Genomic DNA, 20385 nt, shown 5'->3' with positions numbered 1-20385 from the left:
TTCCCATGCGCAGCCTTTTCCCCTATTGTCGATGCTCCCTTCCCAAACGATTGGCATATCCATGGAGAAAGTCATCGTGATCACCGGTGCCAGCCGTGGCATCGGCGCCGCCACGGCACTGCTGGCCGCCCGCCAGGGCTACCGCATCTGCATCAACTACCACACCAACGACCAGGCCGCCGAGAACATCCTCGACCAGGTTCGTGCCCTGGGTGCCGAGGCCATCACCGTACGCGCCGACACCAGCGTCGAAGATGAGATCATCCAGCTGTTCCAGCGCGTGGACGAAGAGCTCGGCCCGGTCACCGCACTGGTCAACAACGCCGGCACCATTGGCCAGCAAAGCCGGGTCGAGGACATGTCCGAATTTCGCCTGCTCAAGGTCATGAAGACCAACATCGTCGGCCCCATGCTCTGTGCCAAGCACGCGCTGCTGCGCATGGCGCGCCGGCACGGCGGGCAGGGCGGGGCCATCGTCAACGTGTCGTCGGTAGCCGCACGCCTGGGCTCGCCCAACGAATACGTGGACTATGCCGCTTCCAAGGGCGCCCTCGACACCTTCACCGTTGGCCTGGCAAAGGAAGTGGCAGGCGAGGGCGTGCGGGTCAATGGCGTACGGCCAGGCTACATTCATACCGGGTTCCATGCGCTGTCCGGCGACCCCGACCGGGTCAGCAAGCTTGAGCCCGGCTTGCCCATGGGCCGTGGTGGGCGCCCCGAGGAAGTGGCCGAGGCGATCCTCTGGCTGCTCTCGGACAAAGCCTCGTACTCCACCGGCAGCTTCATCGACCTGGGCGGCGGGCGCTGAGCGCGCCCGTCAATCTTCCAGCAGCGAGCGTACCCGTTCGGCCAGCACTTCCAGCTCGAACGGCTTGGTCAGCACCTGTGTGCCTTGCAACAACTGGCCGTCACTGAGCGCCGCGCTTTCGTCGTAGCCAGTAATGAACAGCACCTTGAGGTCGGGGTAGCGCTCGCGGCAACGTTCAGCCAACTGGCGGCCATTCAGGCCGCCGGGCAGGCCGATATCGCTCAGCAGCAGGTCTGGCCGCTCGCCATTTTGCAGGTGGGCAAGGGCGGCCGGGCCATTCTCGAACGCGTCGACCAGGTAACCCAGTTCCTCCAGCACCTCGCAGACGACCACGCGCAAGGCAATCTGGTCTTCGATCAGCAGGATACGCTGTGCGGCCGTGCTGCCACTTTCCAGCAGTGTGCGCCGCGGCCTGGGTGCCGGGGCTTCGGGGAGCTCGTGGTGGCGGGGGAGCAGTAGCTCGATGCGGGTGCCTTCGCCAAGCGTCGACAACACCCGTAGCTGCCCGCCCGACTGGCGCACGAAACCGTAGGTCATCGACAAGCCAAGGCCCGTGCCCTGGCCCATCGGCTTGGTGGTGAAGAACGGGTCGACTGCGCGCTCGGCCACCTCCGTCGACATGCCATTGCCGTTGTCGATGATGCTCAGCCTTATGTATTCACCAGCTGGCAGTCCCAGTGCATGGGCTTGCTCGTCGTCGAGTAGCAGGTTGTCACCGAGGATATCGATCGCACCGCCAGCAGGCATGGCATCGCGGGCATTGATGCACACGTTGAGCAGGGCACTTTCCAGTTGCGGCGGGTCGATGAAGGTCGGCCACAGCGGGTAGGGGAACTGGCTGGTCAGGGTGATGGAAGGACCAATGGTACGGCGCAGCAGCTCTTCCATGCCGCCCACCAGCGTCGCCACCTGCGTGGAGCAGGGCTGCAGGGTCTGCTGACGGGAGAATGCCAGCAGCCGGTGTACCAGCGAAGAGGCCCGCTGCGCCGAGCCGCTGGACAGCTCCAGCAAGGGTTCCAGGCTGTCGAAACGGGATTGCTCCAGGCGTTGGCGCATCAGCTCCTGGGCACTCAGGATGGCGCCCAGCAGGTTGTTGAAGTCATGGGCGATGCCGCCACTGAGCTGGCCGACCGCTTCCATCTTCTGTGCCTGGCGCAGGGCCTCCTCGGCCTTGGCCCGTTCTGCCAATGCCGCATTCACCCGTTGTTCCAACTCCTCGTTCAGGCGTTGCAGGGCAAGCTCGGCCCGCCGTCGTTCGGTAACGTCCTTGAACAGTACCGCCACCTGGCGCTTTTCGGCAGGCTCCACCCGGAAGGTGGTCACCGACAACACATGGCCGGTGGCGACCAGCTCCTGCTCGAAATGCAGGGGCTCGCCCGTGCGCAGAACCGCGCCATAACGGGCGACCCAGTCATCGGCCTCATCGGGCACCATCTCACGCAGTTTCTGCCCGACCACATTGGGGATGCCGGCGTGCTTGGCATAGGCCGCATTAGCCAGCACATGCACATAGTCACTCAGCGGGCCGTGCGGGCCGTCGAAGAACTCGATGATGCAGAAGCCTTCATCCATGGTGTCGAAGAGCGAGCGGTAAAAGTCCTGGTCGTGTTCCTGATGGCTTGCCAGGCGGGCCTCCAGCAGCGCGTTCTGCCGCTGCAGGGCTTCGACTTGTTGGCGCAGTGAAAGCAGGTCACGGGAAGGCATGCCGAGGTCCGACAAAAGAGGAGACCCAGACTTTAACGTGTTCGCCAGCAGGCGAATAGCCAGTCAAGGCGAGTGCGGCGCAATGCCCAGCAGCCGCTCGACCCGTTCGCCGAGGGTGTTCAGGTCGAAGGGTTTGTGTAGCAGCTCCGTGCGCCTGTCGGGCCGGGCACAGGGCACCGTATCGATGGTGTCATAGCCGGTAATCAGTAATACCGGGGCATGCACCACGAGGTCCTGGTAGGCCCCTGCAAGCTGGTAGCCGTCGACCCGCCCAGGCAAGCCGACATCGGTAATCAGCAGGTCCGGTGGCGGCCCTTCCTGCAGCGCTTCAAGCGCCGGGCCGCCACCCTCGAAAGCCTGCACCTGGTGGCCCAGTTCCGTCAGCACTTCAACCAGTACCAGGCGCAGGGCCGGTTGATCCTCCACCAGCATGATCCGGCGCACGCGCGGCTGCACCGGCTCGGTGGGGGATGCGGCTGGCTCGTCGTGGCAGGTTGCGGTAGCGCTCTTGTGCTGGGGCAGGTACAGGTGAACGCAAGTGCCTTGCCCGACAACGCTGTCGATCAGCAACTGCCCCCCGGACTGGCGAACAAAGCCATAGGCCATGGACAACCCCAGGCCGGTGCCCTGGCCCAGCGGCTTGGTGGTAAAGAAGGGTTCGAGGGCGCGCTCCCGCACCGCACTGGACATGCCCAGGCCGGTGTCCTCGACACGAATGTGCAGATAGTGGCCCGTCGGCAGGCCCAGGCGCTTGGCCTCGGCCGCTGAGAGATTGGCGTTTTCACAGCCGATGCGCAGGGAGCCGCCCAGCGGCATGGCGTCACGGGCATTGATGCACAGGTTGAGCAAGGCGTTTTCCAGCTGTTGCGGGTCGATGAGGATCGACCATTGCGCGGCCAGGGTCTGGTCCTGGAAGTCAATGTGCGGGCCGGTCGAACTGCGGATCAGGTCATGCATGTCGGCCACCAGGCGCTGCACATCGACCGCTTGGGGCACCAGCATCTGCTGGCGTGAAAAGGCCAGCAACCGCTGCACCAGGGCAGCGGCCCGCAGTGCGTTGCTGCGGCTGAGTTCGAGCATGCGGGCGGTTTCGGCAAAGCGTTGCTGACCCAGGCGTTGCTCTGCCAGCTCCAGCGCGCCAAGCAGGCTGCCCAGCAGGTTGTTGAAGTCGTGGGCGATGCCACCGGTCAGCTGGCCGACCGCCTCCATTTTCTGTGATTGGCGCAGGGCTTCTTCGGCCTGGCGCAGGCGTTCCTGTTCGGCCATGCGCTCGGTGATGTCATAGGCGAACATGTACCCGCCCTGGATCCGCTGCTGCGCATCGCGCAGCGGGTGGTAGCGGATCTCGTAATGGCGAGGGGCGTCAGGCGGGCCGAAGGTGATGGTATCGATGAAAGCTTCGCCGGCCAGCACGCGTGGCCACACCGGTGCCAGGCGGCCCATGATGTCAGGCTGGTTGACCAGGAACTGCGGCACGTAATCGCCGATCTTCGGTACGAAACCACGGTAACGCTCAAAGGTTTCCCTGGCCATGCGGTTGATCGCCACCAGGCGCATCTTGCGGTCTGCGGCGAACACGTTGGCCAGGCTGTTGTCGAGCAGTTCGCCCAGCAGCTGGTTATGGGCCTGTGCAGTGTCTTCGCGCTCGGCCAGGCGAGCTTCCAGTTCTGCGACACGCGCTTGCAGCTGTGCCAATGACGGGAGCGAATCTGCTTGCATGGCGAGGGCCCGGTGAGAGGATCGGGCAACTATAGTCGCCCACCGGGTCATCAGCCATCAGAACGAGCGGATGATCCGCCCCAGGGTTTCCATGGCCCGTTCGGCATCCTCATGCCAGGGGCTGCCATAGTTCAGGCGAATGCAGTTGCCGAAGCGCCGGGTGGGCGAGAAGATCGGCCCGGGAGCGATGCTGATGCCTTGGGCCAGGGCCATGTGGAACAACTTGAGGGCGTCCATCTGTTCGGGCAGTTCCAGCCACAGGAAGTAGCCGCCGGACGGTTGGCTGACCCGTGTCTGCGCCGGAAAGTGCCGGGCAATGGCCGCCAGCATGTTGGCCTGCTGGCCTTCCAGGGCATAGCGCAGCTTGCGCAGGTGGCGGTCGTAGCCGCCGTGCTGCAGGTAGTCGGCGATCGCCGCCTGCGCCGGCATCGAGGCACACAGCGAGGTCATCAGCTTGAGCCGCTCGATCTTCTGCGCAAAGCGCCCGGCCGCCACCCAACCGATGCGGTAGCCTGGTGCCAGGCTCTTGGCGAACGAACCGCAGTGCATCACCAGGCCCTGGGTATCGAAGGCCTTGGCCGGCTTGGGGGCTTGCTGCGAATAGTACAGTTCAGCGTACACGTCGTCTTCGATCAATGGCACCTGATGACGCGCCAGCAGCTCCACCAATGCCTGCTTTTTTGCCTCCGGCATGCTGGCGCCCACCGGGTTCTGGAAGTTGGTCATGCACCACACGGCCTTGACCGGGTGCTTTTCCAGGGTCTGCGCCAGTACGCCCAGGTCCATGCCTTCGCGCGGGTGCACAGGGATTTCCACCGCCTTGAGCTTGAGCCGCTCCAGTACCTGCAGGCAGGCATAGAAGGCGGGGGCTTCGATGGCCACCAGGTCGCCGGGCTGGGTGACGGCCTGCAGGCACAGGTTCAGGGCTTCCAGCGCGCCGTTGGTGATCAGCAGCTCCTCCATCGGCAGCATCAGCCCGCCGACCATGTAGCGCAGGGCAATCTGCCGGCGCAGCTGCGGGTTGCCGGGTGACAGGTCGGTCACCACCATGCGCGGGTCCATGCTGCGGCTGGCGCTGGCCAGCGAGCGCGACAGGCGCTGCAGCGGGAACAGTTCGGGGCTGGGGAAGGCCGAGCCGAACGGCACGGTGTTGGGGTCCTTGATCGAGTCGAGGATCGAGAACACCAGCGCGCTGACGTCGACGTCGGTGGACTCGCTGACCGGCTGCAATGCCTGCGGTTCGCTGAACTGGCGCGGGGCGTGGGCGTTGACGAAGTAGCCTGAGCGCGGCCGGGCGCGGATCAGCCCGCGCCTTTCCAGCAGGTAGTAGGCCTGGAACACGGTGGACGGGCTGACCCCGTGGGTCTGGCTGGCATAACGCACCGAGGGCACCCGCTGGCCGGGGCCCAGCACCCCGGAGCGGATCAGTTCGGCAATATCGTCGGCAAAGCGTTCGTAGCGTTTCATTCTGGCCTTCTGTCGAAGCCTGGCAGGCAAGGTGGGATCAGTGTAAGGGATCAACGGTTCATCGGTGCGACGAAGCGGCTGTTGGCCACGCTGCGGATGGCGGGGTCGTCGCGTTCGCTGACTTCGAAACTCAGCGTCTGCGAGCTGCTGGCCGGGCGTTCGGCCAGCATCGCCACCGACACCGGCAGTTCACTCATTTCACCGGCCGGGATCATGAATGATGTCTTGCCCTGCAAGCTGAAACCGTCGGCGTCCAGCAGGCGCAGTTCGTAGTGCCGAGTGCGTTCGGTCTTGTTGATGACCTTGAGCAGGTAGATGTTTTCGATCTGGCCCTGGGCATTCTCGCGGAACAGGCCGCGGTCCTTGATCACGTCCAGCGACACCATCGGACGCAGTTGCAAGGCTATCACCAGCGCCGCGATCATTACCCCCAGCGCCGCGGCGTAGCCCAGCAGGCGCGGGCGCAGCCAATGGGTGGTGCCACCTTGCAGGCTGTGTTCGGATTTGTAGCCGATCAGGCCACGGGCGTAGCCCATTTTGTCCATTACCCCGTCACAGGCATCGATGCACGCCGCACAACCGATGCAGGCCATTTGCAGGCCATCGCGGATATCGATGCCGGTGGGGCACACCTGCACGCACAAGGTGCAGTCGATGCAGTCGCCCAGGCCCTGGGCGCGGGCGTCGCTGCCTTTCTTGCGCGGGCCACGGGCTTCGCCGCGACGCGGGTCATAGGCGACCGCCAGGGTGTCCTTGTCGAACATCACGCTCTGGAAGCGCGCATAGGGGCACATGTGCAGGCACACCGCTTCGCGCAGCAGGCCGGCATTGATGTAGGTGGCGGCGGTGAAGAACAGCACCCAGAACAGCGCCACGCCGCCCAGTTGCAAGGTGAACAGTTCTGCGGCCAGTGAGCGGATCGGGGTGAAGTAGCCGACGAAGGTCAGCCCGGTGAGCACGCCAATGGCCAGCCACAGGCTGTGCTTCAATGTGCGACGGGCCAGTTTGTTCAGGCTCCAGGGCGCGGCGGCCAGCTTGATGCGCTGGTTGCGGTCACCCTCGGTGACCTTTTCGCACCACATGAACAGCCAGGTCCAGGTGCTCTGCGGGCAGCTGTAGCCGCACCACACGCGACCGGCATACACGGTGATGGCGAACAGGCCGAAGGCGCAGATGATCAGCAGTGCCGACAGCAGGATGAAGTCCTGCGGCCAGAAGGTGGCGCCGAAGATGTGGAACTTGCTGTTGCCAAGGTCCCACAGCACGGCCTGACGGCCGTTCCAGTTCAGCCAGGCGGTGCCGAAGAACAGCACGAACAGGGCGCCGGCGAAGCCGATACGCAGGTTGCGGTACAGCCCGGTGAAACTACGGGTATGGATGCCATTGTCGGCGCGTCGTGGCTGGGGGCTGGCTGGGGCGGTGGCGATCTCTGTGAAAGGGATTCTATCGTTCATGGCTCGGTGCTCATCAGGCCTCGATCAGGCATGAGCACTATGGCCCTGAGGCTGTTATCAGCACAGGCTCAGATTTTGCGATAAAAACCATATCAGATTTTCGGGTAAGCCCCGCCAGGCCTCAGATTACCGAGCCTGGCGTGCTGGCCTTCAGATGCCTGCGGCTATCCACCGCACCCGCCACGGTCAGTGCATCGGCCTCGGCTTCGGTGATGGGCACACGCTGGCCCGCGAGCAGGGCCACTGACATGCGCAGCTGTTCGTCGGTGACGATTTCGATGGACGGGCCATCACCTTCGATGCGCAGGCCTTCGCCTAGCAGGGTGCAGCGGCGGGTGGTTTCGTCGATTTCAATGGGCATGGAGTGGTCCTCCTGGGGGTTACAGGGTGGACCACAGGGAGGGGCGGGTTGCTGCATCCGGAAGCTGAGCGGCACTTTGTCATTTGCTCGGAGGTCAACCCTTGCAGATGGCAGGCCCGGCCTTTTCGCGGGTAAACCCGCTCCCACAGGTACTGCATTGCATTGAAACTTGTGCAAACCCTGTGGGAGCGGGTTTACCCGCGAAGAGGCCGGCCCAGCCAACACAATGCTCAGCATGGGAATAACGCCATGGACCTCATCTGGCAAGCCATCCAGGCCGAATTCGCCGACATCACTGATGAGCGCGAGGTCACGCAAATCCTCGTACGCCTGCTGATGGCAGCCCTGCTCGGCGCCGTCCTGGGCTTCGAGCGCGAGCACAAAGGCAAGTCCGCCGGGGTGCGCACGCATATGCTGGTTTCGCTGGGCGCTGCGCTGTTCGTGCTGGCGCCGAGTATGGCCGGGGCCGATGAGCAGGCGCTGAGCCGGGTGATCCAGGGCATTGTCGCCGGCATCGGTTTTCTGGGTGCGGGCACCATTCTCAAGGGCAACGGCCAGGACACCAGCCATGTGAAGGGCCTGACCACAGCCGCCGGGCTGTGGATGACCGCCGCCATTGGTACGGCAGCCGGCATGGGCCGCGAAGCCACGGCGTTGATCAGCACGATACTGGCCCTGCTGGTGCTGGGCACGATGCCGTTGCTGGTGGACAAGCTTGAGGGGCAGGATGAGGGAAAGCAGAAGGAAGAAGAGGGCAGGAAGCACTGAGGGGAGCCGAAGCTCCCCTCAAAGCGTTGTTGCCTGCTCTTTTTTTATTATTGGGACCGGCCTTTTGTTGTTTTTGTCAGCCTGTCCTGGTGTTGCGGGCGACCCCCATGCGGGGTCAAGAGCAAACGTATTTTTTTGAGCGCTGACCTGCCTTCATCATTGCTGATCCGAACCTGGCTGCCGCTACCTGGAGGTAGTTTTATTGTTCTGTGCCAGACCGCGGGGCGTACCCCTGAAAAGCGTGTCGACTCCAAAAAAATCTGCTTGCTACGCCTCTGCCGTGTTGTTCTTGTTATGTCAGAGCCGTTACCTGTTGTTTTTATTGGGTGTCACATTTTTTTTGTTGTTGTACCAGAGATATAGCAGGGTGCGTGCCAACTTTTGAAAATCCTTTAAAAACAATAACTTGGAGATTTTCATCAAAATCGCCTGGCCTGAAATTCTGCCGATTTGTTTCCCTGTTACCCGATTTTTTGCTGTGAAACGTGGGGGCGGTAACACTCCACCCACACGTATGTGACACCCGTATGACTTAATGCGCGCTGCGCGCCCGTGCTACCCGCGACCCGTTGTCGCGGCCCAGCACGCTGCTGATGCGGCGGCCGGCGGCGATCAGCCGGTCCAGGTCAATGCCGGTTTCAATGCCCAGCCCCTGCAGCAGGTACACCACGTCTTCACTGGCGATATTGCCGGTGGCCCCTTTGGCGTATGGGCAGCCGCCCAGCCCGGCCACCGAGCTGTCGAATACGCTGATACCTTCGAGCAGGCTGGCATACACGTTGGTCAAGGCCTGGCCATAGGTATCGTGGAAGTGCCCGGCCAGTTGCTCGCGTGGCACCTGTGCCGACACCACCTCGAACAGGCGCCGGGTATCACCGGCAGTACCGGTGCCGATGGTGTCGCCCAGCGATACCTCGTAGCAGCCCATGTCATGCAGGGCGCGGGCCACCGGGGCGACCTGCTCGGCACTGACCTTGCCTTCATAGGGGCAGCCGAGCACGCACGACACATAGCCGCGCACACGCACACCGTGATTGCGCGCGGCCTCCATGATCGGCTCGAAGCGTTTGAGACTGTCGCTGATCGAGCAGTTGATGTTGCGTTGCGAGAAGGCTTCGGAGGCGGCGGCGAATACCGCCACTTCCTTCACCCCAGCGGCCAGGGCGTCCTCGAAACCGCGCAGGTTGGGCGCCAGCGCCGCATAGGTAACACCCGGGCGCTGGTGAATGCCGGCGAACACTTCGGCGGAGCCGGCCATCTGTGGCACCCACTTGGGCGAGACGAAACTGCCCACTTCGATATAGGCCAGGCCCGCCTCGGTGAGGTCGTCCACCAGGCGCACCTTGTCGGCGACGCTGATGGGCTGGGCTTCGTTCTGCAGGCCGTCGCGGGGGCCTACTTCGACCAGGCGGACGTGTTTGGGCAAGGACATGGCGGGTTTCCTGTGGCGTTCAGCGGTTGTCTTTGTTGTTCAGGGTGGCGGCCAGGGCTTGTTCGCAGCGCTCCTGGGCGGTGTCCAGCTCCAGCTGCATCTGGTGGATGTCGAGCATCTGCTGTTCCAGCTGGGCGCGGCGTTCGGCGATTTTCGCCAGCATGCTGTTGAGCTGCTTGAGGTTGCCGCTGGAGGGGTCGTACAACTCGATCAGCTCGCGGCATTCGGCCAGCGAAAAACCGATGCGCTTGCCGCGCAGGATGAGCTTCAGGCTGACCTTGTCACGCGCCGAATAGATGCGCTCCAGGCCTCGGCGCTCGGGGCTCAGCAGGCCCTGTTCCTCATAGAAGCGGATGGCGCGGGTGGTGATGTCCAGCTCGCGGGACAGGTCGGAGATGCTGTAGGTCTGGGTGCTCATGCTGGGGCTCGGCGTGGGGTATGCGGGTATCCTGAGGGCAGGTTGACGTATACGTCAAGCAGGGGTGCAGTTCAGGGACGGCGTGCACTACCTGTGGGAGCGGGTTTACCCGCGAAGAGGCCGGCACAGGCGAAAAAATTACTCAGACAACCCCGACCTGCGATACCCATTCGGCGTCTGCCCGCTCAACCGCTTGAACCACCGGGCAAAGTACGTCGGGTCGGTAAACCCCAGGCTATCCGACAACTGCCCGATACTCATCCGCGTATAGATCAGGTTGCGCCGCGCCTCCAGCAGCAACCGCTGGTGCACCACCTGCAGCGCAGTCTGCCCACTCAGCGCCCGGCACAGCTGGTTCAGCTGCAAACTCGGAATATTCAGCCGCGCGGCAAACTCCTCCACCGACAGGTGCTCACGGTAATGCGCCTCGACCAGGCGCAGGTACTGCCCCAGCAACTGGCGGTCACGCTCATCGCGGTTGCGCGGCGCCTGCCCCAGCTGCTGGCGGCGGCTGATCCAAACCATCAGCGCCGTCACCAGTGCCTCGAGCAAGGCAGCACGCGCCGGGGCGTTACCCTGGTACTCCTGCTGCAGAGTATCGATCAGGTTGCGCAGGCGTACCCGGTCCTGGCCCAGCGGGTAACACGCGGCTTTCGCCAGCACCGCCAGCGGTGCGCCCAGGCGCTGCTCCAGGTTCGCCACCAGGGCCGTGCCAAAGGTCAGCACATGCCCCTGGATATCGGCGCTGAAGCGAAAGCCGTGCACGGTCATCGGTGGCACTACCTGGATCGCCGCTTCGCTGATGGTGCTGCGCACCCCCTCGATCTCCACCTCGGCACGGCCGCGCTGCACGTACAGCAGCTGGAACAGTTCGGCATGCTGGTGCGGCTTGATCTCCCAGTGGTGCAGGCGGCTACGCGCCGGGATCGACTCGCAGTGCAGCAGGTCGGTGCCGGGCCAGGCCTGGTTTTCGCCATACAGCTTGAACAAAGGGACGCCGGGGAGGTTGGATTTCATGCGGGTTTACCTGTCCGGTAATCGAACGATTTTTGTAAAAGTGCAAGTTTTGCATGGAATAGCACACTTCAATGGCTGTTTTTGCCAGTAAAAATGCAAAGGCAAACCCTAACAGCAGATGTCGCCCCGCTGCCAGTCCAGGGGCGGCATCGTCCGCACAGAGACAACAACAATGAAAACTCAGGTCGCAATTATTGGTGCAGGTCCGTCTGGCCTGCTGCTGGGCCAACTGCTGCACAAGGCCGGTATCGATACGGTCATCGTCGAGCGGCAGACACCCGAGTACGTGCTCGGGCGCATCCGTGCCGGGGTGCTGGAGCAAGGCACCGTCGACCTGCTGCGTGAGGCCGGTGTGGCCGAGCGCATGGACCGTGAAGGCCTGGTACACGAAGGTGTCGAGCTGCTGGTCGGCGGGCGCCGCCAACGCCTGGACCTCAAGGCCCTGACCGGCGGCAAGACGGTGATGGTGTACGGCCAGACCGAAGTCACCCGTGACCTGATGCAGGCACGTGAAGCCAGCGGCGCGCCGATCATCTATTCGGCCAGCAATGTCCAGCCGCACGAGCTCAAGGGTGAACGGCCTTACCTGACTTATGAAAAAGACGGCCAGGTGCATCGGGTGGACTGCGACTACATCGCCGGCTGTGACGGCTTCCACGGTGTTTCGCGGCAGAGCATTCCGGAAGGTATCCTCAAGCAGTATGAGCGGGTCTACCCGTTTGGCTGGCTGGGCATGCTGTCAGATACGCCACCGGTCAACCACGAACTGATCTACGCACACCACGAGCGCGGCTTCGTGCTGTGCAGCCAGCGTTCGCACACCCGTAGCCGCTACTACTTGCAGGTACCGCTGGAAGAGCAGGTGGAGGCGTGGTCCGACGAGCGCTTCTGGCAGGAGCTGAAGGCACGCTTGCCGGAAGACGTGGCTGCGCGTCTGGTCACCGGCCCGGCTTTGGAAAAGAGCATCGCGCCGCTGCGCAGCCTGGTGGTCGAGCCGATGCAGTATGGCCACCTGTTCCTGGTCGGTGACGCCGCGCATATCGTCCCACCGACCGGCGCCAAGGGCCTGAACCTGGCGGCATCGGACGTCAATTACCTGTACCGTATCCTGGTCAAGGTGTACCGCGAAGGGCGCACCGACCTGCTGCAGCAGTATTCGCCGCTGGCCCTGCGTCGGGTGTGGAAAGGCGAGCGCTTCAGCTGGTTCATGACCCAACTGCTGCATGACTTCGGCAGCCACAAGGACGCCTGGGACCAGAAGATGCAGGAGGCCGACCGCGAGTACTTCCTGACCTCGCCGGCGGGGCTGGTGAACATTGCCGAGAACTATGTAGGGCTGCCGTTCGAAGAAGTGGCCTGACCCGCACGTGAAAGCCTGGCCAACGCGCAATATCTGCAGGAGCGGCCTTGTGTCGCGAAAGGGGTGCGAAGCGCCCCAGGGTCTTCGTATTCCTGCCATATTGCTGGGGCCGCTTTGCGGCCCTTTCGCGACGCGGTGCAGCGCAGGCATCCTGGAAAAACACGCCAGGGCTTGAAGTCAAGTTTGCGCATGACCGACAGTGCCTGGCTGAATAGGTAATGGCAGGAAGCACAACGATGACATTCTCCACACCCCTGATCGGCGCCTTGTGCCTGGTAGCTGCCAGCGGCTGGGCCTGCGCCGACCAGGTGCTGCCCGCGCCACCGGAACTGGCCTCCGGCTACCGCAGTGGCCTGCAGTCGGTGCATGCCAGCCGGCACATGGCCGCCGCCGCCAACCCGCTGGCCAGCGAAGCGGGGCGAGCGATGCTGCGTGCCGGTGGCAGCGCCATCGACGCGGCCATCGCCATGCAGATGGTGCTGACCCTGGTCGAACCGCAATCCAGCGGCATTGGCGGCGGGGCGTTCATCCTCTACTGGGATGGCCAGCGCGTGCAGGCGTTCGACGGCCGCGAGGCAGCCCCGGCGGCGGTGACGGAAAACCTGTTCCTGCAAGCCGATGGTTCACCGATGCCGTTCAGGGCGGCGCAGATTGGCGGGCGTTCGGTGGGCGTACCGGGGGTTCTTCGTGCCCTGAAGCTGGCCCATGAGCAGCACGGCAAGCTGCCCTGGCGCGACTTGTTCGCCCCGGCCATTGCGCTGGCACGTGACGGTTTCCCTGTTTCCGAACGCCTTCACACCCTGGTGGCGGGCGACCCGTTCATTGCCCGCTCACCGGCCATGGCCCGCTACTTTCTGGATGAACAGGGCAAGCCGCTGGCGGTGGGGGCTACCTTGCGCAACCCCGAACTCGCGCAAACCTTCGAGCAGATTGCCGCGCAGGGTCCCGAGGTGTTCTACAGCGGCGAGATCGCCGCAGCCATCGTCGCCAAGGTGCGCAGCCATGCCAATGCCGGCTATCTGTCGTTGCAGGATATGCAGCAGTACCAGGCCAAGGCGCGCGAGCCGCTGTGCGGCCCTTACAAGGCCTGGCGTATATGTGGCATGCCGCCGCCGTCGTCGGGCGGGGTGGCGGTGCTGCAGACCCTGGGCATCCTGGAAGCACTGCAGCAGGCTTCGCCACAACGCGACCTTGCCGTCATGCGACCGCTGCGCACTTCGTCCGTGGCCGGGCTGGAGGCCCCGCCGCTGGCCGTGCACCTGGTTGCCGAGGCCGAGCGCCTGGCCTATGCCGACCGCGCCCAGTACCTGGCCGACAGCGATTACGTGCCGGTTCCGCTCAAGGCCCTGACCGACTCTGCGTACCTGGCCAGCCGTGCCGCGCAGATTGGCGAGTACAGCATGAAGCACGCCCGCCCGGGCCAGCCGCAGGGCGCCGACCTGGCCCTGGCGCCTGACCGCTCGCCACTGCGTATTTCCACCTCGCACCTCAGCGCGGTGGATGACCGTGGCCAGGCCCTGGCCATGACCACCTCGGTGGAAGCAGCGTTCGGTTCGCACCTGATGGTCAAGGGCTTTTTGCTCAACAACCACCTGACCGACTTCTCGTTCATCCCCCAGGAGCAGGGCAAGCCCGTGGCCAACCGGGTGCAACCGGGCAAGCGGCCGCTGTCGGCAATGGCACCGACCCTGGTGTTCTCGCGAGCTTCCGGCGAGCTGGTGGCCAGCCTTGGCTCGCCCGGCGGTTCGCAGATCATCGGCTACGTGAACAAGGCACTGATCGGCCTGCTGGACTGGCAGCTTGATCCGCAGCAGGCCGCTGGCCTGCCCAACTTCGGCAGCCGCAATGCCGGCACCGAAGTAGAGGCGGGGTTGGCCAGCCCGGCGCTGATCCGGCAGTTGGCGGCCTGGGGGCATGAGGTGACGCCGATGACCATGACCAGTGGCATGCAGATCATCCAGCGCAGTGGCGAGGGCTGGTCGGGCGGTGCCGACCCCCGGCGCGAAGGCGTGGCACTCGGCGACTAGCCGGCGCATTGCGGTGCAGCAGGTGGCGTGATAGAAGTCAGTCTTGTCATTCAGAAGTCGAATACCAAGATGTCCATCAGCGTGAAATCGAATAGGGCCCTGTTCGACCTCGACCTGTTGCGCGCCATTGTCGTGGTGGCTGACTGCGGCAGCTTCACCACGGCTGCAGCCCGTCTGCACTCCACTCAATCGACCATCAGCCAGAAGGTGCGCCGCCTTGAGGATATGGTTGGCCACCGCCTGCTGGTGCGTGGCAATCGCGATGTGCTGCCGACCGATGCCGGGCAGACCCTGCTCGGCTATGCCCGGCACATGCTGGCCCTCAACGACCAGATGCTCGAAGCCTTGGCCGGGGCGATGGTTGGCGTGACCGTGCGCCTTGGCGTGCCCGAGGACTTCGTGGGCGGGCGTACCACCAATGCGCTGTCGGCGTTCAGTCGGCTGCACCCGCAGGTGAAGCTGGAAGTGACCAGCGGCCTGTGCCGCGACCTCAGCCAGGCCTACGACAACGGTGAGCTCGACCTGGTGTTGCTCAAGCAGCGGCGCAACAGCCGCGAAGGTGTGGCCTGCTGGCCCGAGCGCCTGCAGTGGATCGACAGTGCGCGCACGCCCGCCTTCGAGCTGGACCCGATCCCGCTGGTGACGTTCCCGCCTCGTGGCCTGTACCGCGACGACATGATAACGGCCATCGAAGGCATCGGCCGGCGCTGGCGTATCAGCTTCACCAGCTCCAGCCTCAGCGGTATCCAGGCGGCAGTCGCCGATGGCATGGGCGTCAGCCTGCTGCCGCCACGGGCGGCCACTGGCGAGCACCGGGTACTGGGGGCCGAACAGGGGCTGCCGGAGGTAGACAGCTATGAAATCGTCATTGTCCACCGGCCGACGGCGGATGTGATGGTCAAGGCGCTGGCCGAGGTGATGACGCAATTGCTTGCAGGCGGCGGGATCTGACAGGGTTGGGGCCGCTTGGCGGCCCATCGCAGATCGGCGTGTGCAGGGTCAGGCAACGCGTCGGATGCGGCTCTTGGCAGCGCGGCCGCGGGTATGGCTGAACAGGTCTTTCGGGTCATCTTCCACCCATGGCACCAGGTCGATCTTGCTACCCATGCCACGTTTTTCGGCTTGCTGTAGTACGTACCGTAGTACGGTGTAGTCTTCCAGGGCGAAGCCCACCGAGTCGAACACGGTGACCTGGTTGTCGCTCTGGCGGCCCTCGGCTTCACCGCGCAGCACGCGCCACAGGTCGACCACCGGGAAGTCCGCCGGCAACTGCTGGATGTCACCTTCGATGCGGGTTTGCGGCTCGTACTCGACGAACACCCGGGCGTTGCGCAGCACATCGGCATGCAGCTCGGTCTTGCCCGGGCAGTCGCCACCCACGGCATTCAGGTGCATGCCGGGTTCGAGCATGTCGGGGGTGATGATGGTGGCGTAGGCCTTGTCGGCGGTCACCGTGGTGATGATGTCCACGCCTTTCACCGCTTCTGCCACCGAACCGGCGCGGCGGATGGTGAGGCTGCTGTACTCCTTGAGGTTGGCGATCAGCTTGGCGGTGGCGAGCGGGTCGGTGTCGTAGGCGACGATTTCTTCGATGCCCAGGTGCTTGTGGAAGGCCAGTGCCTGGAATTCGCTTTGCGCGCCGTTGCCGATCAGCGCCATCCTGCGTGAGTTTGGCCGGGCCAGCGCCTGGGCTGCCATCAGCGAGGTGGCTGCGGTGCGCAGCGCGGTGGCGATGGTCAGTTCGGACAGCAACACCGGGTAGCCGGTGTCGACATCGGCCAGTACGCCGAAGGCCATCACCGTATGCAGGTCGCGGGCGGTGTTGGCCGGGTGGCCGTTGACGTATTTGAAGGCGTAGCGGCTGTTGTCGGCGACCGGCATCAGTTCGATCACGCCGACTTCCGAATGGCTGGCAACACGTGCGGATTTATCAAACTCCTGCCAGCGTTTGTAATCTTCACGAATGGCTGCGGCCAGTTCGCCAATGAACGGCGCTACGCCAATGTCATGTACCAGGTCCGACATGGTTGGAACATCAATGAAATACGTCATGCTCTTGCACCTTGTTATTGCGCCGTCACCCCGCTGACCTGGAGGACGAACGCCTGAGATTGTTGGAGTGACGTGAGCATTCTGATGACAGGCTGCGTCAAGATGAAGAGAGCAGGTTGCCAGTTTCATCAGCTTTCTAGACAATTTGTCACCCAAGCATGGCAATCTGATTATCTGGCAGGCATCCATGGATACTATCGATCGGGAATTGATTGCGCTGTTGCGCGACAACGCGCGCATCCCCGTGCTGACCCTGGCGAAGAAGCTCAAGGTGGCCAGGGCAACCGTGCAAAACCGCATCACCCGGCTCGAAGAGCAGGGCGTGATCATCGGCTACACGGTACGCCTGCGCGCCGATGCGCTGGAGCAGGGCGTGCGGGCAATCACCAGCATCGGCATCAGCGGCCACCACGCCGCAGAGGTCAAGCACGCGCTGCGCGGGCATCCCAACGTGGTGGCCATCCATAGCACCAATGGCCGCTGGGACCTGATGGCAGAGCTGCGTGCAGACACCCTGGAGGCCTTCGACCGGGCGTTGAACGCCATCCGCTCGATACCGCACATCGAAAACACCGAGACCAGTATCCTGCTCTCGACCTACAAGATGTGACCGCTGGGGCAAGCCTTCTGGCAGGTGCATTGCGCAAACTTTCACTTGCGGTGGAACGCGGGCCGGCGCAGGCATTTCAATACCCACTAGGGCTGGCGCTCGGCCACCGCCCGCAAGGTACGCAACGTCACCACTGGCGCATCCACCACAAACCGGTTGGCCAGCCACCCCGGCACATCTCCGGCAGGGTCGGCCTGCAGTTGGTAGGTCACTTCGGTCTTGCGCTCCCCCAGTGGTTTCATCCGCCACTCGCCGCTGAGCTGCTGTACCCGGATCAGTCCCTTTACCTTGGGGATCCTGCCGGGCTCGGCGCTCAGGTGGCGCAGCAGCGTGCCGTCGTCCAGGCGTTCGGTCGTGACCTTCAGCACGATGTCCCGCGGCATCGTCGGCCACGGCAGGTTGGTGGTCAGGTACACCCAGGTGTTTTCGCCTTGCACATCCAGCAAGCGCATCTCGGCGCAGGCGTACAGCCACTTGCAGGCCACCCGCAGGTTTTCCTGCAGGTCGGTGAGCGTACGAATGCTGGCTTTCATGGTGCTGACACCACGGAATTGCTGGTAGGGCGAGTCGGCCACGCCACTCAGGTACACGCGGATGCCTTCGCGGTCGTAGGCCAGGTTCCAGTCATCGGCGGCTGGGGCGGGGGGGCAGAGCAGCAGGGCGGCGAGCAGCAGGCAGCGGTTCATGGCTGGTACCGCGCGGGTGGCAGGATTTTCAGTATGCGGCTACTGGGGCGCTTTGCGCCCCTTTCGCGACACAAGGCCGCTCCCACAGGGTTCGGCATACACCGTACTTTTGTGGGAGCGGCCTTGTGTCGCGAAAGGGGCGCAAAGCGCCCCCCAATGCATCAACGCTTAGGGTTCAGCGTCAGGTGCACGTGACGGTTCACGTCCTTGTACAGCAGGTAGCTGAACTTGCCTGGGCCGCCGGCGTAGCAGGCTTGCGGGCAGAAGGCGCGCAGCCACATGAAGTCGCCGGCTTCCACTTCGACCCAGTCCTGGTTCAGGCGGTACACCGCCTTGCCTTCCAGTACGTACAGGCCGTGTTCCATCACGTGGGTCTCGGCGAACGGGATCACCCCGCCCGGCTGGAAGGTGACGATGTTCACGTGCATGTCGTGGCGCATGTCGGCCATGTCGACGAAGCGGGTGGTGACCCAGCGGCCTTCGGTGCCCGGCATCTCGATGACGGTGGCGTTGTCACGGTGGGTAACGAACGACTCGGGAACGTCCAGGCCTTCGACCTTCTGGTAGTGCTTGCGCAGCCAGTGGAAGGTGACGTTGGACTTGCTGTTGTTGCGCAGGCTCCACTCGGCGCCCGGGGCCAGGAAGGCGTAGCCGCCCGGTACCAGGGTGTGGTGCTTGCCTTCGACGGTGATGTCCAGTTCGCCTTCGACGATGAACACCACGGCTTCGGCGTTCGGGTCCAGCTCAGGGCGCTCGCTGCCGCCTTCCGGAGCCACTTCGACGATGTACTGGGAGAAGGTTTCGGCAAAGCCGGTCAGCGGGCGGGCGATGACCCACATGCGCATCTTGTCCCAGAACGGCAGGTGGCTGGTGACGATGTCACGCATCACGCCCTTGGGGATGACGGCATAGGCTTCGGTGAACATGGCACGGTCAGTCAGCAGCTCGGTCTGAGCCGGGTGCCCACCGTGGGGGGCGAAGTACGAATGGTTCGACATGGACGATCTCGACTTGTTGTTCTCTCCCCATGCCGTGAACCGCACCGGCCGGTGCGGCGCAGGGGATGTGGCGACAGAATAGGGTCGAGCGCGCGCCATCTACAAATTAAATGTTGGAATACCCGGTATTTGCTGGCTGAATGCGAACCTGGCGGCCAACGTGCCCTTCCTGCAAGCGGTCGCCCTGGCCGAACAGCTTGTGGCGCAAGGTGCCGTCGGCATAGCTCAGCGGGTAGCGACCACGGCGTTGCAGTTCGGGCACCAGCAGCTCGACCACCTGGGCCAGGTCGTCCGGTTGCACCGCGTAGGTCAGGTTGAAGCCATCGATGCCGGTCTGGTCCAGCCAGCTTTCCAGCTGGTCGGCCACCTCGCTGGCAGCACCCACCAGCACCGGGCCACGGCCGCCCAGGCCGACGAACTCGGCGGCTTCGCGCACGGTCCAGCGGCGGTTCGGGTCGGCAGCGGTGAAGGCTGCCAGGGCTGCGCGACCGGCATCGTTCTCGACGTATTCGATGGGCGCATCGGGGTCGAGGTCGGCAAAGTCGATGCCGGTCCAGCCTGACAGTAGCGCCAGGGCAGCGTCCAGGTCGACATAGCGGCGGTATTCGGCGAAGCGCGCCTCGGCCGCCTCCCGGGTGGGGGCGACAATCAACAGTGCCTGGGCGTAGATCAGCACCTCGTCCCGGCCACGCCCGGCCGCCTCGCTGGCCTCGCGGATGCCATCGGCGTAGCGGCGCAGTACCGTGGGCGTCGGCCCGCTGATGAACACGCATTCGGCATGTCGCGCCGCGAACTGCTGGCCGCGTGCCGAAGCACCTGCCTGGAACAGCACCGGCGTGCGTTGTGGCGAAGGTTGGCACAGGTGCATGCCTGGCACCTGGAAGTGCTCGCCCACATGGTTGATGGGGTGCACCCGGGCGGGTTCGATGTAGCGCCCGCTGTCACGCTCCAGCAACACAGCGTCGTCGTCCCAGCTTTTCTCCCACAGTTTGTAAAGCACCTGCAGGTATTCCTCGGCCAGGTCATAGCGCTGGTCGTGGCCCAGCTGGTGCGCCAGGCCCAGGTTGCGCGCGGCGCTGTCAAGGTAGCCGGTGACGATGTTCCAGCCGACCCGGCCATTGCTCAGGTGGTCGAGCGTGGACATGCGCCGGGCGAACGGATAGGGGTGTTCGTAGGTGAGCGAGAAAGTGACGCCGAAGCCCAGGTGCTCGGTAACCCCGGCCATGGCTGGTACCAGCAGCAGCGGGTCGTTGACCGGTACCTGCACGCCACCGCGCAGGGCGGCTTCGGGGCCGCCCTGGTAGACGTCGTAGATGCCCAGCACATCGGCGATGAACAGGGCGTCGAACAGGCCGCGTTCGAGCAGGCGGGCCAGGTCGGTCCAGTAACCCAGGCGGTTGAAGGCCACGCTGGTGTTGCGCGGGTGGCGCCACAGGCCGGGGGACTGGTGGCTGGCGGCGTTCATGCTGAAGGCGTTGAAGCGGATCGGGCGGGGCATGGGGGC

Annotated in this window: 18 protein-coding genes; 6 read left to right on the top strand and 12 right to left on the bottom strand. The window is 64.2% G+C overall.

Going from position 1 to position 20385, the window contains the following annotated elements; translation table 11 throughout:
* The first annotated feature begins 61 nt into the window (after nucleotides 1–61).
* The gene (locus MKK04_RS15005; RefSeq protein WP_207833216.1) at nucleotides 62–808 is read left to right on the top strand and encodes an SDR family oxidoreductase; all 747 of its coding nucleotides are present in this window, start codon (nucleotides 62–64) and stop codon (nucleotides 806–808) included.
* 9 nt (nucleotides 809–817) lie between these two features.
* Here the strand turns inward: MKK04_RS15005 and MKK04_RS15000 are convergent, their stop codons facing one another.
* The 5 genes from MKK04_RS15000 to MKK04_RS14980 form a co-directional block, all read right to left on the bottom strand.
* The gene (locus MKK04_RS15000) at nucleotides 818–2512 is read right to left on the bottom strand and encodes a response regulator (protein ID WP_207833218.1); all 1695 of its coding nucleotides are present in this window, start codon (nucleotides 2510–2512) and stop codon (nucleotides 818–820) included.
* Between the two features lie 63 nt (nucleotides 2513–2575).
* Complete coding sequence (locus MKK04_RS14995) at nucleotides 2576–4231, bottom strand: PAS domain-containing sensor histidine kinase (RefSeq protein ID WP_241105619.1); 1656 nt, start codon at nucleotides 4229–4231, stop codon at nucleotides 2576–2578.
* Between the two features lie 57 nt (nucleotides 4232–4288).
* The gene (gene mapR, locus MKK04_RS14990) at nucleotides 4289–5698 is read right to left on the bottom strand and encodes a GntR family transcriptional regulator MpaR (RefSeq protein WP_025338884.1); all 1410 of its coding nucleotides are present in this window, start codon (nucleotides 5696–5698) and stop codon (nucleotides 4289–4291) included.
* Between the two features lie 50 nt (nucleotides 5699–5748).
* Nucleotides 5749–7152, bottom strand: a complete 1404-nt coding sequence (gene ccoG / locus MKK04_RS14985) for a cytochrome c oxidase accessory protein CcoG (RefSeq protein ID WP_241105618.1) — start codon at nucleotides 7150–7152, stop codon at nucleotides 5749–5751.
* Nucleotides 7153–7273: 121 nt separating this feature from the next.
* Nucleotides 7274–7513 carry a DUF3203 family protein gene (locus MKK04_RS14980; protein WP_207833225.1) on the bottom strand — a complete coding sequence of 80 codons (240 nt, stop codon included), beginning with the start codon at nucleotides 7511–7513 and terminating at the stop codon, nucleotides 7274–7276.
* 249 nt (nucleotides 7514–7762) lie between these two features.
* Between MKK04_RS14980 and MKK04_RS14975 the strand changes: the two genes are divergently transcribed.
* Entirely contained in the window at nucleotides 7763–8281 is a 519-nt protein-coding gene (locus tag MKK04_RS14975; RefSeq protein WP_233687634.1) for an MgtC/SapB family protein, read from the top strand.
* A gap of 532 nt (nucleotides 8282–8813) precedes the next feature.
* Here the strand turns inward: MKK04_RS14975 and MKK04_RS14970 are convergent.
* From MKK04_RS14970 to MKK04_RS14960, 3 genes are all read right to left on the bottom strand, one after another.
* Nucleotides 8814–9713 (bottom strand): hydroxymethylglutaryl-CoA lyase, encoded by a 900-nt coding sequence (locus MKK04_RS14970; RefSeq protein WP_207833229.1) that lies wholly within the window; start codon nucleotides 9711–9713, stop codon nucleotides 8814–8816.
* A 19-nt stretch (nucleotides 9714–9732) separates the two neighbouring features.
* Complete coding sequence (locus MKK04_RS14965; RefSeq protein WP_013972930.1) at nucleotides 9733–10131, bottom strand: MerR family transcriptional regulator; 399 nt, start codon at nucleotides 10129–10131, stop codon at nucleotides 9733–9735.
* A 138-nt stretch (nucleotides 10132–10269) separates the two neighbouring features.
* Nucleotides 10270–11148, bottom strand: a complete 879-nt coding sequence (locus tag MKK04_RS14960) for a helix-turn-helix domain-containing protein (RefSeq protein ID WP_233687636.1) — start codon at nucleotides 11146–11148, stop codon at nucleotides 10270–10272.
* Between the two features lie 172 nt (nucleotides 11149–11320).
* Here MKK04_RS14960 and pobA point away from each other — a divergent pair, with 172 nt between their 5' ends.
* The 3 genes from pobA to MKK04_RS14945 all read left to right on the top strand — a co-directional run bounded on the left by pobA (nucleotide 11321) and on the right by MKK04_RS14945 (nucleotide 15486).
* Entirely contained in the window at nucleotides 11321–12508 is a 1188-nt protein-coding gene (gene pobA / locus MKK04_RS14955; RefSeq protein ID WP_133972016.1) for a 4-hydroxybenzoate 3-monooxygenase, read from the top strand.
* Nucleotides 12509–12744: 236 nt separating this feature from the next.
* A complete protein-coding gene (ggt, locus tag MKK04_RS14950) occupies nucleotides 12745–14535 on the top strand; it encodes a gamma-glutamyltransferase (RefSeq protein ID WP_241105617.1) in 1791 nt (596 codons plus the stop codon).
* Between the two features lie 69 nt (nucleotides 14536–14604).
* A complete protein-coding gene (locus tag MKK04_RS14945) occupies nucleotides 14605–15486 on the top strand; it encodes a LysR substrate-binding domain-containing protein (RefSeq protein ID WP_063914323.1) in 882 nt (293 codons plus the stop codon).
* Nucleotides 15487–15534: 48 nt separating this feature from the next.
* Here the strand turns inward: MKK04_RS14945 and MKK04_RS14940 are convergent, their stop codons facing one another.
* The gene (locus tag MKK04_RS14940; protein ID WP_233694461.1) at nucleotides 15535–16587 is read right to left on the bottom strand and encodes an ornithine cyclodeaminase; all 1053 of its coding nucleotides are present in this window, start codon (nucleotides 16585–16587) and stop codon (nucleotides 15535–15537) included.
* Between the two features lie 187 nt (nucleotides 16588–16774).
* Here MKK04_RS14940 and MKK04_RS14935 point away from each other — a divergent pair, with 187 nt between their 5' ends.
* Complete coding sequence (locus MKK04_RS14935) at nucleotides 16775–17197, top strand: Lrp/AsnC family transcriptional regulator (protein WP_207833240.1); 423 nt, start codon at nucleotides 16775–16777, stop codon at nucleotides 17195–17197.
* Nucleotides 17198–17283: 86 nt separating this feature from the next.
* On the opposite strand, the gene MKK04_RS14930 is transcribed toward MKK04_RS14935, so the two are convergent.
* The 3 genes from MKK04_RS14930 to MKK04_RS14920 form a co-directional block, all read right to left on the bottom strand.
* Nucleotides 17284–17883 carry an START domain-containing protein gene (locus MKK04_RS14930; RefSeq protein ID WP_207833242.1) on the bottom strand — a complete coding sequence of 200 codons (600 nt, stop codon included), beginning with the start codon at nucleotides 17881–17883 and terminating at the stop codon, nucleotides 17284–17286.
* A gap of 161 nt (nucleotides 17884–18044) precedes the next feature.
* Nucleotides 18045–18881 carry a bifunctional allantoicase/(S)-ureidoglycine aminohydrolase gene (locus MKK04_RS14925; protein WP_013972924.1) on the bottom strand — a complete coding sequence of 279 codons (837 nt, stop codon included), beginning with the start codon at nucleotides 18879–18881 and terminating at the stop codon, nucleotides 18045–18047.
* Between the two features lie 106 nt (nucleotides 18882–18987).
* Nucleotides 18988–20379, bottom strand: coding sequence for an LLM class flavin-dependent oxidoreductase (locus MKK04_RS14920; RefSeq protein ID WP_233694462.1), 1392 nt, complete (start codon nucleotides 20377–20379; stop codon nucleotides 18988–18990).
* Nucleotides 20380–20385: the final 6 nt, after the last annotated feature.

The organism is Pseudomonas sp. LS.1a (genome assembly GCF_022533585.1).
GTDB lineage: Bacteria > Pseudomonadota > Gammaproteobacteria > Pseudomonadales > Pseudomonadaceae > Aquipseudomonas.
Note: the sequence above shows the minus strand (reverse complement) of the source record. Positions and strands in the feature narration are given on the sequence as shown.